The sequence below is a fragment of the Thalassospira sp. CH_XMU1420-2 genome (assembly GCF_037029325.1).
Taxonomy (GTDB): Bacteria; Pseudomonadota; Alphaproteobacteria; order Rhodospirillales; family Thalassospiraceae; genus Thalassospira; species Thalassospira povalilytica.
In genome coordinates, this window is sequence record NZ_JAYMEG010000009.1 from 59,647 (window position 1) to 75,845 (window position 16,199).

General features: G+C 55.1%; 14 protein-coding genes. 5 read left to right on the plus strand and 9 right to left on the minus strand.

The window, feature by feature from the left end:
- Positions 1-541 precede the first annotated feature (541 nt).
- Entirely contained in the window at positions 542-1,288 is a 747-nt protein-coding gene (locus tag WA429_RS20340; RefSeq protein ID WP_068517326.1) for a FadR/GntR family transcriptional regulator, read from the plus strand.
- Between the two features lie 84 nt (positions 1,289-1,372).
- Here WA429_RS20340 and yjfF read toward each other — a convergent pair whose 3' ends face one another.
- The 4 genes from yjfF to WA429_RS20360 form a co-directional block, all read right to left on the minus strand.
- Complete coding sequence (gene yjfF, locus WA429_RS20345) at positions 1,373-2,350, minus strand: galactofuranose ABC transporter, permease protein YjfF (protein WP_101246397.1); 978 nt, start codon at positions 2,348-2,350, stop codon at positions 1,373-1,375.
- Entirely contained in the window at positions 2,340-3,359 is a 1,020-nt protein-coding gene (locus WA429_RS20350; protein ID WP_258548262.1) for an ABC transporter permease, read from the minus strand. The genes yjfF and WA429_RS20350 overlap by 11 nt, the downstream gene beginning before the upstream one ends.
- A 38-nt stretch (positions 3,360-3,397) precedes the next feature.
- A complete protein-coding gene (locus WA429_RS20355; protein WP_287464831.1) occupies positions 3,398-4,921 on the minus strand; it encodes a sugar ABC transporter ATP-binding protein in 1,524 nt (507 codons plus the stop codon).
- 141 nt (positions 4,922-5,062) lie between these two features.
- On the minus strand, positions 5,063-6,010 hold the full coding sequence (locus WA429_RS20360) for an ABC transporter substrate-binding protein (protein WP_068517323.1): 948 nt from the start codon (positions 6,008-6,010) through the stop codon (positions 5,063-5,065).
- A 166-nt stretch (positions 6,011-6,176) separates the two neighbouring features.
- Here WA429_RS20360 and WA429_RS20365 point away from each other — a divergent pair, with 166 nt between their 5' ends.
- Positions 6,177-7,250 carry an aldose epimerase family protein gene (locus WA429_RS20365; RefSeq protein ID WP_287464829.1) on the plus strand — a complete coding sequence of 358 codons (1,074 nt, stop codon included), beginning with the start codon at positions 6,177-6,179 and terminating at the stop codon, positions 7,248-7,250.
- A 68-nt stretch (positions 7,251-7,318) separates the two neighbouring features.
- Positions 7,319-8,338, plus strand: a complete 1,020-nt coding sequence (locus WA429_RS20370; RefSeq protein WP_287464828.1) for a DUF4344 domain-containing metallopeptidase — start codon at positions 7,319-7,321, stop codon at positions 8,336-8,338.
- A 7-nt stretch (positions 8,339-8,345) separates the two neighbouring features.
- Here WA429_RS20370 and WA429_RS20375 read toward each other — a convergent pair whose 3' ends face one another.
- The 4 genes from WA429_RS20375 to WA429_RS20390 form a co-directional block, all read right to left on the minus strand.
- Complete coding sequence (locus tag WA429_RS20375; protein WP_287464827.1) at positions 8,346-9,929, minus strand: gamma-glutamyltransferase family protein; 1,584 nt, start codon at positions 9,927-9,929, stop codon at positions 8,346-8,348.
- Positions 9,930-10,057: 128 nt separating this feature from the next.
- A complete protein-coding gene (locus WA429_RS20380; protein WP_287464825.1) occupies positions 10,058-11,383 on the minus strand; it encodes a TRAP transporter large permease in 1,326 nt (441 codons plus the stop codon).
- 6 nt (positions 11,384-11,389) lie between these two features.
- Positions 11,390-11,959 (minus strand): TRAP transporter small permease subunit, encoded by a 570-nt coding sequence (locus WA429_RS20385; protein WP_206927750.1) that lies wholly within the window; start codon positions 11,957-11,959, stop codon positions 11,390-11,392.
- A gap of 1 nt (position 11,960) precedes the next feature.
- Positions 11,961-13,079 carry a TRAP transporter substrate-binding protein gene (locus tag WA429_RS20390; protein WP_170310173.1) on the minus strand — a complete coding sequence of 373 codons (1,119 nt, stop codon included), beginning with the start codon at positions 13,077-13,079 and terminating at the stop codon, positions 11,961-11,963.
- A gap of 333 nt (positions 13,080-13,412) precedes the next feature.
- On the opposite strand from WA429_RS20390, the gene WA429_RS20395 reads away from it, so the two are divergent.
- On the plus strand, positions 13,413-14,150 hold the full coding sequence (locus tag WA429_RS20395; RefSeq protein ID WP_101246405.1) for a GntR family transcriptional regulator: 738 nt from the start codon (positions 13,413-13,415) through the stop codon (positions 14,148-14,150).
- 3 nt (positions 14,151-14,153) lie between these two features.
- On the opposite strand, the gene WA429_RS20400 is transcribed toward WA429_RS20395, so the two are convergent.
- Positions 14,154-15,296 (minus strand): AraC family transcriptional regulator, encoded by a 1,143-nt coding sequence (locus tag WA429_RS20400; protein ID WP_287464823.1) that lies wholly within the window; start codon positions 15,294-15,296, stop codon positions 14,154-14,156.
- A 124-nt stretch (positions 15,297-15,420) separates the two neighbouring features.
- Here WA429_RS20400 and WA429_RS20405 point away from each other — a divergent pair, with 124 nt between their 5' ends.
- Positions 15,421-16,026 (plus strand): LysE family translocator, encoded by a 606-nt coding sequence (locus WA429_RS20405; RefSeq protein WP_287464821.1) that lies wholly within the window; start codon positions 15,421-15,423, stop codon positions 16,024-16,026.
- Positions 16,027-16,199: the final 173 nt, after the last annotated feature.

Consider the following 16,199-nt stretch of genomic DNA (forward strand, 5'->3'; position numbering starts at 1 on the left):
TTTCTCTTTTGGTGTCTCTCTGCCGGTCCGGCACGGGGACTCCATCCCGCACGCGATCCGGATTTGCATTCCATAATGTTCAGAATAGGCATCATTGCCGATATGTGCAGCGCAAAAGACACCTGTCCGTAAAACGGGTTGAGGTGCCAATCACCCGCATCGGGCAACTGTGCGGATCAGTTTTGCGGCATTGTCATCCGGCCCGTGATCATGATGCTTCCTCCTGAAAATTATGTTTTTAATTCTTCATACAATAACATTAATGATCAGGATATCCGGGCCTGTCAAGCGACAAACGGGTGAAGTGAATTCTTTCGATCTGTCGCGCAGTGGTTTATAACAACGTGACCTTTGGCTCTTTACGGCCGATCACGGCACCCCTGCCCGAAATAATTATATGCTTTGCAACACAAAGCGTTGGAGGGGTCAGATAAGTTGCCCTCGAAATTAATTCATATTATATGAATAATATCAAAGCGGGCCTTTTGCCGTTTTGCATTTTTACAAGGTCCTGGCCCATGGCCATGCCGGAGGGAATTTAATGTCGTCGATGTCAAGAACCTACGCCAAACGCAGCCTGCACAGCATCGTTGCCCATGATCTTGGTGCACGGATTGTTTCGGGCCAGCTGGCGCCGGGGGATGTGCTTCCGACCGAGGCGGCATTAAGTGAATCCCTTGATGTATCGCGCACGGCCCTGCGCGAGGCGATCAAGATCCTGTCAGCCAAGGGCCTGATTGAAAGCCGTCCGAAAACCGGTACGCGCGTCAAACCGCGGTCAAGCTGGAACCTTCTGGACCCTGATGTCCTCTCCTGGCACTTCCCGGACCCGGACCCGGCATTCCTGTATGCGCTGTTTGAAACGCGTCTGATCATTGAACCCAATACGGTCGCCATGGCTGCTGTGCGCGCAACGCCCGATGAAATCAAGGCGATTGGCGATGCCTATGACGCCATGGAAAAGGCCGAACCGGGGACCGAGGCGGTCTATCTTACCGATCTGCAATTCCATCAGGCGATCCTTAATGCATCTGGCAACGATTTCATGAAATCATTCGGCATGCTGATTGAAACCGCCCTGATCGGATCATTCCGCCTGTCGTCCGGCGGTCCCAAGGCCCATGTGCAATCGCTTCCCGATCATCATGCGGTCTATGCCGCCATCAGCCACCGCGACCCGGACGAGGCCCGCGCGACCATGCACAAACTGCTTCGCCGCACCATGCGCCAGCTCCGCCAGCAATTGGGCATGTCGGTCGATCACGACTGGGACAAGATCGGGCTGTAATTCGCAACCGATTGTCGGTTTTAAACCAAACAGAAACGGGCGCCAATGGCGCCCGTTTTTCATTATGCGTGATTGCATCATCAATCAGGTCGCCCCGGCCCGCATACCCGAGAACGACCGTGTGATCAGGCGTTGCAAGACGATAAAGCCAAACAGCAATGCCCCGATCATGATCTTGGTCCACCAGCTATTGAGTGATCCATCAAAGGCAATCAGGGTCTGAATCACGCCCATGATGATCCCGCCAAAGAACGTGCCCATGACAAAGCCCATGCCCCCGGTCAGAAGCGTTCCGCCAATCACCACGGCGGCAATCGCATCAAGCTCCACCCCGACTGCTGCCAGCGGATAGGCCGATGCGGTATAGAAGGCAAAGACCACCCCCGAAAGCGCACTGAAAAAGCCCGACAGGGTATAGACGCGAATGATGGTGCCATGCACCGGAATGCCCAGAAGTTCGGCCGAATGACGATCCCCGCCAATCGCATAGACATTGCGCCCAAAGCGCGTGTAATGGGCAATCACCACACCGCCAATCACGGTCGCCAGCATGAGCAACGCCGATGCCGTCAGCCAGCCGCGTCCGGGCAGCGGCACTTTGAACCCGCTGAAGGCTGCGACAAACGGATGATCAATCGGAACGGAATCCAGATTGATCAGGAAACACACCCCACGCAAAAAGAACATGCCGGCAAGCGTGATGATAAAGGGCTGAATATCAAACTTGGCGATAATCACCCCCATGAAAGCCCCGAATGCCGCCCCGACAATCAGCGATATCAAGGCCGCCATTAACGGATGCATGCCAAACCCGGTGACAAGCTCGGCCATCAGGACCCCGATAAAGGCAATCATCGATCCAACCGAAAGATCAATGCCGCCCGAAAGGATCACGAATGTCATGCCCACGGCCGTAATGATCAGGAACGCATTATCGGTCAGAAGCGCGCCCAGAACGTAAGTATCGGAAAAGGCGCGATGTTCAAAAATCCCGTAGCCATACAGCAAGGCCAGAACCGCAAGCGTTGCAAGGATCGGGTAAAAACGTTCATTAATTTTCATCGGCTTTTCCCCGCTTCATGCGATCCATCGCCTGCCCGACCAGTTGGCGGGATTTCGGTGCCTGAACCAGAAGAACAATCATCACCACGGCCGCCTTGACGATCAGGGTATATTGCGACGGCAACCCCGAAAGAAGAATACCGGTACTCAGCGCCTGAATGATCAGAACGCCAATCACCGTCATGCCAATAAAGAACCGCCCGCCCATCAGCGACGCGCCGCCGATCACGACCGCCAAAATTGCATCAAGTTCAAGCCACAGCCCGGCATTATTGGCATCTGCCCCGCGAATATCGGCCGCAATAATGATCCCGGCAAAGGCCGAACACAGCCCGGATGCCCCATAAGCCATCAACTTGATGCCGCGTGCATCAATCCCGGCCACCCGGCTGGCGCGCGCATTGCCGCCCACAGATTCCACAAACAGGCCAAGGGCGGTTTTGCGCATCACGAAAAAGATTGCCGCAATCACCGCCGCGGCAATGATCACCCGCCATGGAATGCCCAGCAAATAGCCGCTGCCGATCGCCTCAAAAAACGCGCCATGGAATGTCACGATCTGCCCATCGGTGATCATTTGTGCGATCCCGCGCCCGGCCACCATCAGGATCAGGGTCGCAATGATCGGCTGAATATCAAGGAACGCCACCAATATGCCATTCCAAAGGCCACACAAAATCCCGGCGCCAAGGGCGGCCAGAATGATCACTGCCGGATGAAGATCGGTATCGCGGATCAGAACCGCCATGACGGCACCCGAAATGGCAATGATCGAACCGACCGACAAATCAATGCCGCGTGTGCCGATCACAATCGCCATGCCCACGGCAACAAGGGCCGTTGATGCGCCGCGATGGACAACATCGACCAACGATCCGTAAAGATGCCCGTCAACAATGCGAATATTGAAAAAGTCCGGCGAAATGATCCCGATGCCCAGCACGATCAGAACCAGTGCCGCGACCGGGCCAAACCACGGCCGACTTATCAAAGAAGATGCAGACATCATGCTGCTTTCCCGTAATTTCTTTTTGTCCTGCAAACTGGTCATCGTGCAATCGCCTCGATGATCCGGGTCTGGGTGATTTCCGCCCCCACCAGTTCGGATACCTTTTCGCGATCACGCATCACCGCAACCCGGTCGGCAAAGGCAACGATTTCTTCAAGCTCGCTTGATGCCACCAGCAACGCCAATCCTTCGTCACACAGTTCCTTGATCAGTTTGATGATGTCGGCATGGGCGCCAACATCAATGCCGCGCGTGGGTTCATCAAGGATCAGCAGGATCGGCTTGGACACCAGCCAGCGTGCCAGAATGACCTTTTGCTGATTACCACCACTCAGTTGCCCGACCGGCTTTTCACTGTCCGGTGTTGCGATGCCCAGGGCCGTGATCATGTCATCGGCAAATTGCTGTTGCTCGGCCCGCGGGATCGGTCGCAGCCATCCGCGCCGCCCCTGAAGGGCCAGAACGATGTTCTCGCGCACACTCAGTTCCGCAACAATGCCATCCTGTTTACGGTCTTCGGGACAAAGCCCAAATCCCGACCGGATGGCATGGCGCGGGGAGCGCAGCATCACCGGCTCCCCATCCAGAAACACAAGGCCGCTATCGGCCTTTTGACTGCCAAATATCAGTTCGGAAAGCTCCGTCCGCCCGGATCCCAAAAGCCCGGCCAAACCAACAATCTCGCCCGCATTCAGATCAAGCGACACCGGCTCCAGCACCCGTTTCTTGCCAAGGTTCTTGACCTGAATGGTCCGTTTTGGCCCGGTATAGCTGCCCTCGTCCTGATGGCGGTGCGCACTGACCTCGGCCAGTTCACGGCCCAGCATATGGTTGATAAGATCAATCTGCGGCAGGTCTCTGGTTACAAAGGTGCCAACAAGGCGCCCGTTGCGCAAAACCGTGATCCGGTCAGTAACCGCATAAACCTGATCCAGAAAATGGGTAACAAAAACAATGCCCAGCCCCTTATCGCGCAAGTCACGCATGATGCGAAAAAGTGTTTGGATTTCATCACCGTCAAGCGATGCGGTCGGTTCATCTAGGATCAAAACCCGGGCATCGAGCGCAACCGCGCGCGCAATCGCCACCAACTGCTGGATCGCCACCGAATAGGATCCCAGCGGCCGATTGACATCAATATCAAGCCCCAGCGTTTCAAGGGCGGCCTTGGCATCGGCCTCGGTCTTTTTCCATGAAATAAGACCGAATTTCCGTGTCTGGCGTTCAAGCATCAGGTTTTCGGCCACCGACAGGGTCGGCACCAGATTGACTTCCTGATAGACCGTGGAAATTCCGAGCCCTTGTGCATCGCCCGGATGCTGCGGGTGGATTTCGATGCCATCGAGCATCACCGCCCCGGCGTCACGCGGATGCACCCCGGTAATCACCTTGATCAGGGTGGATTTACCCGCCCCGTTTTCCCCAAGAAGGGCATGAATTTCACCACGTTTCAGGTCAAAATCGACATCCTGCAACGCCTTGACCCCGGGAAAGAATTTTCCCGCACCACGCACCGAAAGTACGGTGTCGCGTCCCCCGTCAGAAAGTGCGGCGTTTGACATGTTCCTCACCCTCTCCCTGTTTTTTGATTTTTGTTCCTGATACGGCGCGACGCACCCCGGCCAAAGCCGAAGCACGTCACACCCGCTACCCAGCTACGCAACCGGCACCGTCACCCACGGGTCACGGTGCCGACTGACATGTTATTTGCTGCGCATTTTGTATTCTTCTGCTGCGGTATCAGGCAGGAAAAGCGGACCATTTGCCTTGATCCATTTCGGAACTTCCTGACCGGCCTTGGCGGCCTTGATCGCGTCAAAGGACGGCCCGCCCAGATGCGGGTTCAGCTCGATCGTGGCGTTGGTGTCGCCATCGGCCATCGCCTTGAAGATATCAGGCACCGCATCAATCGAAACGATCAGAATATCGGTCCCCGGTTTCAGACCGGCTTCCTTGATGGCCTGCACAGCACCAAGTGCCATGTCATCATTATGCGCATAAACCGCACAGATGTCCTTGCCGCCATTTTCGGCCTTCAGGAAGCTTTCCATGACTTCCTTGCCGCCCGAACGGGTAAAGTCGCCCGACTGCGACCGGATGATATTGATGCCAGGGAAGTTCGAAACGACCGATTCAAACCCGGCTTTGCGGTCATTGGCCGCGGATGATCCAACCGTGCCCTGCAATTCGACAACATCGCAAACCGCGTTGGTTTCCGCCGCAAGCCATGCAGCGGCAAGTGCGCCTTCAACCACGAAGTCCGATGCCACCTTGGTCAGATACAGGTCTTCGCTGGCGTCAACGCCGCGATCCACCAGCACCACCGGAATACCGGCATCTTTTGCTTCTTTCAGGACCTGATCCCAGCCGGTTTCAACCACCGGGGCCAGAAGAATGCCGTCAACGCCCTGTGCGATGAAAGAACGGACAGCCTTGATCTGGTTTTCCTGTTTCTGCTGCGCATCGGAGAATTTGAGATCAATACCGCGTTTTTCAGCCTCGGCCTTGATCGATGCGGTTTCAGACGTCCGCCAGCCGCTTTCAGACCCGATCTGCGAAAAGCCGATCATCATTTCAGCCTGTGCCGCAAATGAAAGACCAAGCGCAACGCCAAGTGCCGCAGTTGACACTGCAAGCTTTTTGAATTTCACCACGATTTCCTCCCTAAGTGTGGTTTTATTGCTTAAAAGCCATATAGTATTACAATATGATTTGTTAACGCTCAACCATATAGTGATTGCGATCCGCCACCTATCGCCTATAACGATCAAAAGCATCGGATAAACCGAGAAAAATCAAAGATTACGGGAGAACAGAATGCCTAAAAGCCACCAACCATCAGACATGGCAGAACCATCCTCAAAAACCCGTAATTCGGGTGAAAATGCCCCGCGTGTGGTGCTGCGCACGTCGCAGATTCGCCTTACGGTTTCTGCGCTTGGCGCGCGCATTTGCGCCCTTGATTTGTATGAGGATTCAGATTCCAGCGGCACAAACATCGCCATCGGCCTTGCAGATGATGCGGCCTATCTGGCACAGGACAGCTATATCGGGGCTGTTTGCGGCCGTTACGCCAACCGGATCGAAAAGGCCCGCTATACCGACCCAGACGGTCATGACGTAACGCTTTCCGCCAACGAGGGTGAAACCCACCTTCATGGCGGCAAGGACGGGTTTGACCGGCGGGTCTGGGATATTGCCGATCAGTCGGAAACAATCGTGACGTTCAAGCTGACCTCACCTGACGGGGATCAGGGCTATCCGGGCACGCTGAATGCGACGGCAACATATTCGATCGTTGGTGAAAACCGCGTGCGTCTTGATATTTCGGCAACCTGCGATGCGCCCTGCCCGGTCAATATGACCAGCCATGCCTATTGGAACCTGACGGGTAAATTTGACCAATCGGCGGCCGATCATGTCCTGAAAATCACGGCCAATCATTGGCTTCCGGTCGATGAAAAACTGATCCCGCTTGCCGATAAACGCGACGTGACCGGTACTGGCTATGACTTCCGAAGCCCGGCCCGGATATCAGATATGCTACCGCGCGCAACACAGGGCTTTGACCATAATTTCTGCCTGACCGGGGATCGCGGCGCCTTGCGCCATATCGCCACCCTTTCCGATCCCGACAGCGGCCGTTCGATCGAACTGTCCTCAACCGAGGCCGGCTTGCAATTCTATCTTTCCCAGCATTTCACCGACGCCATGAAATCGGCAACCGGCGTGCCCCTGCACACATCCGCCGGCATCGCACTGGAACCACAAACCTGGCCCAACAGCCCCAACCGCCCGGACTTCCCAAGCCCCTGGCTAAAGCCCGGCGAAACCTACCAGCATGTGATTGAGTGGGAGTTTTCAAATCGTTTATTCAACTTTTCATCTTGAAACAAACAACCAAAACCCCTTACTAGTTTTCAATGATAAGTTGCTTATTGAATAGATGAAAGCTACCAATGAACGTAATTTTCATACTGATTCTCGCCTTAATCACCATTCCATATGAGGTTTATGCGGAAGGAAAAACTTCCAACGAAATCCGCTTTAAAATTGACGAAGGATATATGGAGATAAAGGCAGGCTCGTATCGCTGGAAACCTCTAGAATTAGAAAACGACGCCAGAGTTGAAGTTCTTATCGATGTCCAGAACAGTCAATACGATGACCTCAGTGTTTTTGTCTGCGATGAGCACAACCTACAACTTCTAACAAATAACTACCCATCCAAGTGCTGGGGAAAGCACCGGCAAAAAGATAAATTTTCCATTTCCGGAGACGTTACCGCCACCTCACCAAACTACTTGGTTTTTAGTAAAACATTCAGTTTATTCGTTAAGAAGAAAACAAAATATTCAGTATACGCCACAATCTCCACGCCTTGGCAGCTTGCTCAGGACTTTGAAAAAAACATGTCCGCGCTCAGTTTATCAATGAGCAAAATCTATGGCATCGACGATTTCGATATTACGTTGCAACCTTGCGGTCAGGAAAACGCTTACTCCGAAAAAGCTAGCGGCAACATTACGGTTTGCTCTGAGTTATTTATGGAACTTGTTCGCTCCAATCAATCAGGCGCGCTGATAGCGGTTATTCTCCATGAAATTGGCCACTCACTACTAAACAAACTTGGTCTCCCCAATTGGGACAACGAGGAGACTGTTGATGAATTTGCCCTGTATTCTCTTTATCAGGCGAATAAACAGGAATTCGCCTTTTCATGGATTGAATGGCATGAAGCACAGCTCTCTAAACAAGAGTTGGTTTATCGCCTGACCAACGACGTTAGACACCCTCTGTCTGCTCAACGCGCGCGGAACGCGCGCCGATTAATCAATTCTCCAAAAGAAATGATCAATCGTTGGAATAATCTTCTGTACCCATACATGACCAATCAGGCATTAGAAGACGTGGTTAAAAATCACTCTCCGAACAGCAACGCTTCGCTGGCCCGCCAGATATTAGCATCAAGAAAATAAACCACGGTCAAGAAGCCGCAACAGCCCCATCCGCGCGCGGATCCGTTGCACCTTCCATAACCCCGTTCGAACGCAACCGGATGCCGCCAGCATGCCCCATCATGTCTTCATAAGGGCCAACGACCTCGACCGCGTGGCCTGCTGATTTAAGCTGATCAATCAGGGCCGGATCAAAGCGGTTTTCAAGTTTAAGCGTGGTGGTTTCATCGCCCCAGGTCTTGCCAAGCAACCAGCGCGGCGCGGTGATTGCCTCCTGCAAATCCTGACCAAACAGGACATTGCGGGTAAAGACCGCCGACTGGGTTTGCGGCTGGCCCTCGCCGCCCATAGTGCCATAAGTCAGAACCGATCCGTCATTGAGCCTTGCCATCGCCGGATTGAGCGTATGGAACGGCAAGCGCCCCGGCCCGAGCTGATTGGGACCGTCATGAAGCGTAAAGCTGGCCCCGCGGTTCTGCCACAAAACGCCGGTTTCCGGCACCACGATGCCCGATCCGAATTCCCAGAAGATGCTTTGGATATAGCTGACTGCAACACCGTTGGCATCAACCGCCCCCATCCAGATGGTATCGCCGGGCTTGGCGACATGCGGCCAGGGCTGCGCGGTTTGCATGCTGATTTTTGCAGCCTCCTGCGCAAGGTTTTCATCCGAAAGCAACGCCATCGGATCAATGGTCATGCGGTCGGGATCGCCAACATGATTGTTGCGGGCGATAAAGGCGCGCTTGGTCGCTTCAATCAGTCCATGGACATGATCAAATCCGTCACCGGCCTTCACCCCCAGCCGGTCAAAAAGACCAAGGATCATAAGCGATGCCACCCCCTGGGTCGGTGGCACCATGTTAAAGACCGTGCCGGCCGACAGCCGGACCGAAAGCGGCGTCATGACCTTGGCGTGATAGCTTTCCAGATCGGCAAGCGCGATCGGACTGCCGACGGCGGCAAGACCATCGGCATTGCTGCGCGCAATGTCGCCGCGATAAAAATCATCAAGCCCGACCTTGCCAAGATGCTCAAGCGTCGCGCCAAGGGCCGGTTGCTTCAACACATCGCCAATCGCGGAAATGCCATTGGCGGCATAGGTATCGACAAAGCCCGGAACGTCTTTGAGCTCCGCCATTTTGGTTGTGGTCAGCTCGACCTGCGATTTCGTGACCGGCACCCCGGCCCGGGCGTGATGCACCGCATCGGCCAGCAACCGTTCAAGCGGCACTTTCCCGCCGATCCCTGTGGCAATATCAGCAGCCTTGATCCAGCCACCAATCGCCCCGGCAACCGTCAACGCCGCCAGCGGCCCGCGCGACGGGATCGCGGCATGGCCTTGCTGACGATAGAAATCGGGGGTCGCAGCCCCCGCCGCGCCGCCGCAAGCCCGAATGGCAACCGGGTCCTTGCCCGGTTCGGCAATCAGCCAGAACCCGTCCCCCCCGATCGCATTCATATGCGGATAGACAACCGCAATGGTGGCGGCCGCGGCAATCATTGCCTCGACCGCATTGCCGCCATCGCGCAGGACATCGCGCCCGGCCTGGGCTGCCAGATGATGGGGGGCCGTAACCATGCCACCAAGTGCGGTTCTTGAACGTAACATCGTAATCCGGCCTCCCTGCCGTAATGCTTTCGGTCGTGCTGCGTGCTTTTCGCACATTGTCCGGTGATTTCTTCTTAGCGCCGTTTTTCCAGAACGGCGCCCGGCTTTTCACATCGTAGAAAGAAATCCTACCAGCCGATCAGATCAGGCAACCAGCTTGTCAGTTCCGGGAAAATGAACAGCAAGATCAGGGCCAGTGCCTGGATACCGATAAACGGTATCACACCGCGATAGATATCAACTGTCGAAACCGACGGCGGTGCCACCCCCTTAAGGAAGAACAGCGCCCAGCCAAAGGGCGGTGTCAGGAAGCTGGTCTGCAAATTCATCGCCACCAGAATGGCAAGCCAGGCCATGTCGATGCCGCTATTGTGGAATACCGGCAAGAACATCGGAAGCGCGATATAGGAAATCTCGATCCATTCAAGGAAGAAGCCCAGAACAAAGATCACGCCCATCATGAACAGAAGGTTGCCCATATCGCCGCCCGGCACCCATTCAAACATCGCATGAACAAGCCCCTCGCCACCAAGCCCGCGGAAGGCCAGACCGAATGGCTGCGCACAGATCAGGATAAAGAACACCATCGCACTGGTGATCAGCGTGTCATGCAAAACATCGCGCATGACGCCAAGGCTGAGACGCCGGGTAAAAAGCGCAAGAAGCAACGCGCCGAGTGCCCCCATCGAGGCCGCCTCGGTCGGAGCGGCAATCCCGCCAACGATCGATCCAAGCACAGCAAAAACCAGCGCCAGCGGCGGCAGAACCACCTTGACGATCTTGATCAGCAGGTCGCGCGAACTCAGCGTATCGCGTTCATCCTGCGGAATGGCCGGCACCATTTCAGGCTTGAAGATCCCCAAAAGGACAAGATAAAGCCCAAGCATCCCCGCCAGGATCAGCCCCGGCACCATGGCCGCGGCAAACAGGGTCCCGACAGATTCGCCTAGAATATCGGCCAAAAGGATCAGCACCAGACTGGGCGGAATGATCTGCCCAAGGGTGCCCGATGCACAGATCACCCCGCTTGCAACCCCCTTGTCATAGCCGCGATTGATCAGCGGCTGGAGCGACAGCAACCCCACCGTCACAACCGTTGCCCCGACCACGCCCGACGATGCGCCCATCAGAACCCCGACAATAACAATCGCAAGCCCCATGCCGCCCTTGAGCCGCCCCATGGCATGACCGATTACATCAATCAGTTCTTCGGCCAGTTTCGACTTTTCAAGCATCACCCCCATAAAGATAAAAAGCGGCAAGGCCAGAAGCGTATAGTTGGTCACAACCCCGTAAACGCGCGCAGGCAACAGATTGAACAGGCCGGTTCCAAAACCCATAATTCCAAAGGCAAATCCCGAAATCGCAAGCGAGATCGCCACCGGCACACCAAGCACGAGGAAGCCAAAGAAGCCCCCGACCATGCCGATGGCCAGCCATTCATTTCCGGTCATGTCTGATTAGTCTCCTGCGCCGCTTTGTGGTATTGCGGCGGATGTCTCATAGGTGGGAACGCCGCTTTCGGCGCGTATCTGTCGATAATTGATCATTGCCTGTGACACGGCCTGCACCAGCAAAAGCCCGAAGCCGACTGGAATGAATGCCTTAAGCAGGAAGCGATATGGCAAGCCACCCGGATCGGGGGATCCTTCGCCCATCATGATGGATTGTTCGACATAGGGGATCGAAAACCAGATCAATGCCGCGCCAAGAATTGCCATCAGAACAGCCGAAAACAGGTCAATGACCGCCCGGGCCCGCGGGCCCAGACGTTCATAGAGAAAATCGACCCGCACATGACCACCATGACGCATGCCATACGCCATACCCATCAATGCAATCGGCGAAACCAGATGCCATTCAAGCTCCTGCATTGCGACACTTCCCGAATTCAAAAGATAGCGCAGCAACACATTGCCGCCGACCACCAGAACAAGGGCCAGACCACTGATCGCAGCCCCCCATCCGGCAATATCGACAATCAGGCCAAGAACACGGTCAAAAAGCGGTTCGGTACGGGTCGTCGTCATGTCAGCTCATCCCGTCTTTGGATGAAATGATCCCGTGATAGGGTTTTTCGCTGACGGCCGCCCATTCGTGATGGTTGTCGCGGAACGCCATGAAGCTTTCATGGACCTTTTTGGTGATCGGGTCCTTGGCCGCTTCGGCTTCGAGGGTTTCCTTGGTGATGCCCTTAAGCTTGGTGACCACTTCATCAGGAAGGGTCTGGGCGGTCACGCCAAAGTTTTCGACCAGATCACGCAGGGCGGCTGCGTTATTGGCTTCGCACCAGGAATGGCTGTCAAGGTTGCAGGCTTGGGCTGCGTTCTTGACAATCGCCTGAAGGTCGGCCGGAAGGCTTTCCCAGGCTTTCTGATTGATCAGAAGTTCGGTGACGTTGGACGGTTCGTGCCAGCCGGTGGTGTAATAGTATTTCGCTGCCTTCTGCAGGCCCAGACGGCGGTCCTGATAGGGGCCGACAAACTCGGCGGCATCAATCACACCACGTTCAAGGGCCGGGAAGATTTCCCCACCCGGAAGCAGTTTCACTTCAACACCGATCTGCTGGTACACTTTGCCTGCCAGACCCGGAATACGCATTTTCAGGCCCTTGAAATCATCAAGGCTTTCGATCGGCTCGCGGAACCAGCCGGTCATCTGAACACCGGTATTGCCCATCGGGAAGGCGACAAGACCATATGGCTTGTAAACTTCATGCCACAGATCAAGACCACCGGCATGATAAAGCCAGGCATTCATGCCCTGGAAGTTCAGGCCGAACGGAACCGTGGTGAAATACTGGGCAGCAAAGATCTTGCCAGCCCAGAAATACGCATTGGCCGCATTCATTTCGACCGTGCCGGCCTGAACCGCGTCAAACCCTTCAAGGGCGGGGATCAGTTCGCCTGCGGCAAAATGCTGGATATTCAGACGCCCGTTTGACATCTCGGTCACACGTTTGCAGAAATCTTCCGGGCTGCCCGGACCGGTCACATAAAAAGGCGACCCGGGGCCATAGGCATTGGTCATTTTCCAGTTAAAGGTTTCCTGGGCACGCACGATATTTGGTGCCGCCACAACAGCTGCCCCCGCAGCTGCTGCACCGACTGCGGACTTTGTCAAAAAGTCGCGCCGTTTCACATTCGTCATTGATGTCTCCCTGATAGAGATAGCTATTTCTTTGAAACGTACTCTCAACGGAATGCATTCCGCATTGTGTATACATCTTGCAACCGTCATGCCATTTCATATTTTTCAATGACTTATGTGACTTTCACCCTCCATCCAACAACAAGTTATGTTTATTATTTAATCATTATCTTGCGCTGCATATATTTATTGCACATAAAATATGCAGCAAACCGGGTCGCGTAAAAGCAATCTTGCGCAACTCTTGGTATTCTTGGATTTGATGGCAAAACTGATGTATACATTCCTTAAAGGGAAACCGCATAAACCTCGTAAGAAGGGTTAAAACGCCATATGATCGAGCTTCGCCAAACGCTCAGCACCGCCTCTGACCAGCCGGATTCTGTCGGCATTGCCCAGCAATTGTGTCAGGCCCTTGAAGATGACATCGTGAAGGGCAAATTGCCGCCCGGGCAGCGCCTTGAAGAACCGCTTCTGGCAAAGCGTTTCGGCGTGTCACGCACCCCTGTGCGCGAGGCCCTGCAACTTCTGACCGCAACCGAACTGGCTGAAAAGATCCCCAATCGCGGGGTCTATGTGTCGCTTGCCACCCCGGAACGGTTGACCGCAATGTTTGAAAGCATGGCCGAACTCGAAGGCATGTGCGGGCGTCTTGCCGCCAAACGCATGACCAGCGGCGAGCGCCACAATCTTGAAAAAATCCATCACGACCTGGCACAGACCGTCCGCCATGGTGACAGCGACAATTATGAAACGCTGAACCGGGCCTTTCACAACGCCCTTTATCGCGGCACCCATAATGATGTTCTGGTCGATGTGACATTGTCGGTGCGCCGCCGGGTCGCGCCATTTCGCCGCGTACAGTTCCAAAGTCTGGCCCGGCTTGCCTCCTCGCACGAGGAACATCAAGGCATTGTCGATGCGATCCTGCGCGGCGACGTCAAGGCGGCCGAAGAATTGCTCTATGGGCATATCATGTCGGTTCATGACATCAGCCAGGATTATCTGGCCAGCCTGCGCAACGACAAGGCAGCGGAAAAACCATCCGACAAGGTCATGATCGCCAAATAACCATCAGCCTGCCCCGGATTGCTTACGCAAGCTCCGCCGATATCCGCCGGGCCCTTCCCCGAAACGAGCCTTGAAGCGCCGCGAAAAGGCCGGCATCGATTGATATCCGCAGCGCAGGGCGACCTCATCCATCGACAGATTGGTGTCGCGCAACATGGTGCGTGCGCGGATCATGCGCCAATCCTGAAGATATTGCATCGGCGGCACCCCGACACATGCCCCGAACCGCACAACAAACCGGGTCCGCGACATCCCGGCATGACGGGCAAGGCTTTCGGCATTCCAGTCCTGTTCGGGATTGCGGTGCATGACCATAAGGGCGCGACTGATCCGCGGATCAGCAAGCCCCGCCAAAACACCCGGCGGCAAATCATCCTTGCCCAGCTGCGATCCGAGAATTTCCAGAACCACGACCTCCATCAGGCGCGCAAGTGCTGCCTGCCAACCGGGCCGGCGACTTGTGGCAAGATCCGTAATTGCTGCCAGAACCGCGCCATGGGGCGCATCATGTGGCAGCTCGTCGGGTGGCCCATGGGGTGCTTCATAGGGTAGCTCATTGAGTGGCTGCTGGAGTGGTTCACGCCGATCCCCGCCACGCAACACCACATGATCATCAATCAGCGCCAGTCCCGGATGCCGGATGGCCTCGTCAAAGGCACAGAACCCGCATAACATCCGCATATCGGCATCCTGCCCCTGCGTTGGCTCTTGCGTTGGCCCGTCCATTTGTCCATGCATTTGCCCATTCATGTGCCTGACCATCTGCTCGTCCACATCTCCGGGCGCCGGGTTGGGAACCTTTTTCCGGTTACGCAAAATGCCGGTCTGCGGATCAAATCCGTGGGCCATCGCAGTAGCCAGATCGACCGGCATGACATTGGCCGGTCCTGTTTTCTGCTGTGCATCGGCAAGAATATGGGCTTTGCCATTTGGCACCAGAACAAGATCACCCGGCCCAAGATCAAGCGCCAGATCGCGATCTTCAAACAGCAATCGGCATCCGCCTGCCAGCACAAGGTGAAAGCGGATCCGCGCCCCTTCGGCCGGAACACGAACACAAAACGTCCCTTGCATTTCCGCTGTGAAATAGAAATCCGATCGCAGCCTTAAATTGCTGCACACATCACTCAAAACGTCTGGTTGCATGATTGCCCGTGCTTTTGGAACGATCTGATAAATTTTTAACAGGTTATCGTAAAGACGACGGCAACGAAATCCTCAATGATCTCTCCATCGCCCCTGATGGCACGCACAAAATGGAATAAGATCAATGACCCCGGAAACACTCGCCGCCCTGATCGGTTTTGCCTTTGTCATGTCCCTGTCACCCGGCCCCGGCAATTTCCTGTTGCTGGCTTCGGGTGCAAATTTTGGCATGGTTCGAACGGTCCCGCTGATCCTTGGCATCAGCTTCGGATTTCTGTCGATGGTCTTCATCGTCGGACTGGGACTTGGGGAAGTCATGGCCAGATATCCGGTGATTGACGATATCTTGCGCCTGATCTGTCTGGCCTACATCCTGTGGCTGGCCTTTCGCATTGCACTGATCAGATCATTTGGCAGCGCAGATCATCCCGCAGCCCGACCGGTCAGCTTTATCGAAGCCGCCACCCTGCAACTGGTCAATCCCAAGGCCTGGACCGTCGCCCTTATCGTCACGGTCACCTATATGTCACCGGATGGCGGGATTGTCGGACTGCTTGTCATGATCGGGATCTTTGCACTGGTCAATATTCCGACCATTTCAAGCTGGGCCCTGTTTGGGGCGGCCATGCGCAACTTTATCAGCCACGGCAACCGCACCCGGATTTTCAACATCATCATGGCACTGTTGCTGGTGGCATCGATCGCCCCGCTTCTGATTTTCGCTAGGTAGAATACATAGCGCAACATCGGCAGCCACAGCAGCCACACAACCAGAAACGACAAAACCCTCGACCAGAAGGTCGAGGGTTTTTGATATCGTGTGATCAGGGAATATGTTGCTGTATTTGGAAGGCCCGGCGGTGACCTACTCTCCCGTGCCTTAAGACAAAGTACCATCGGCGC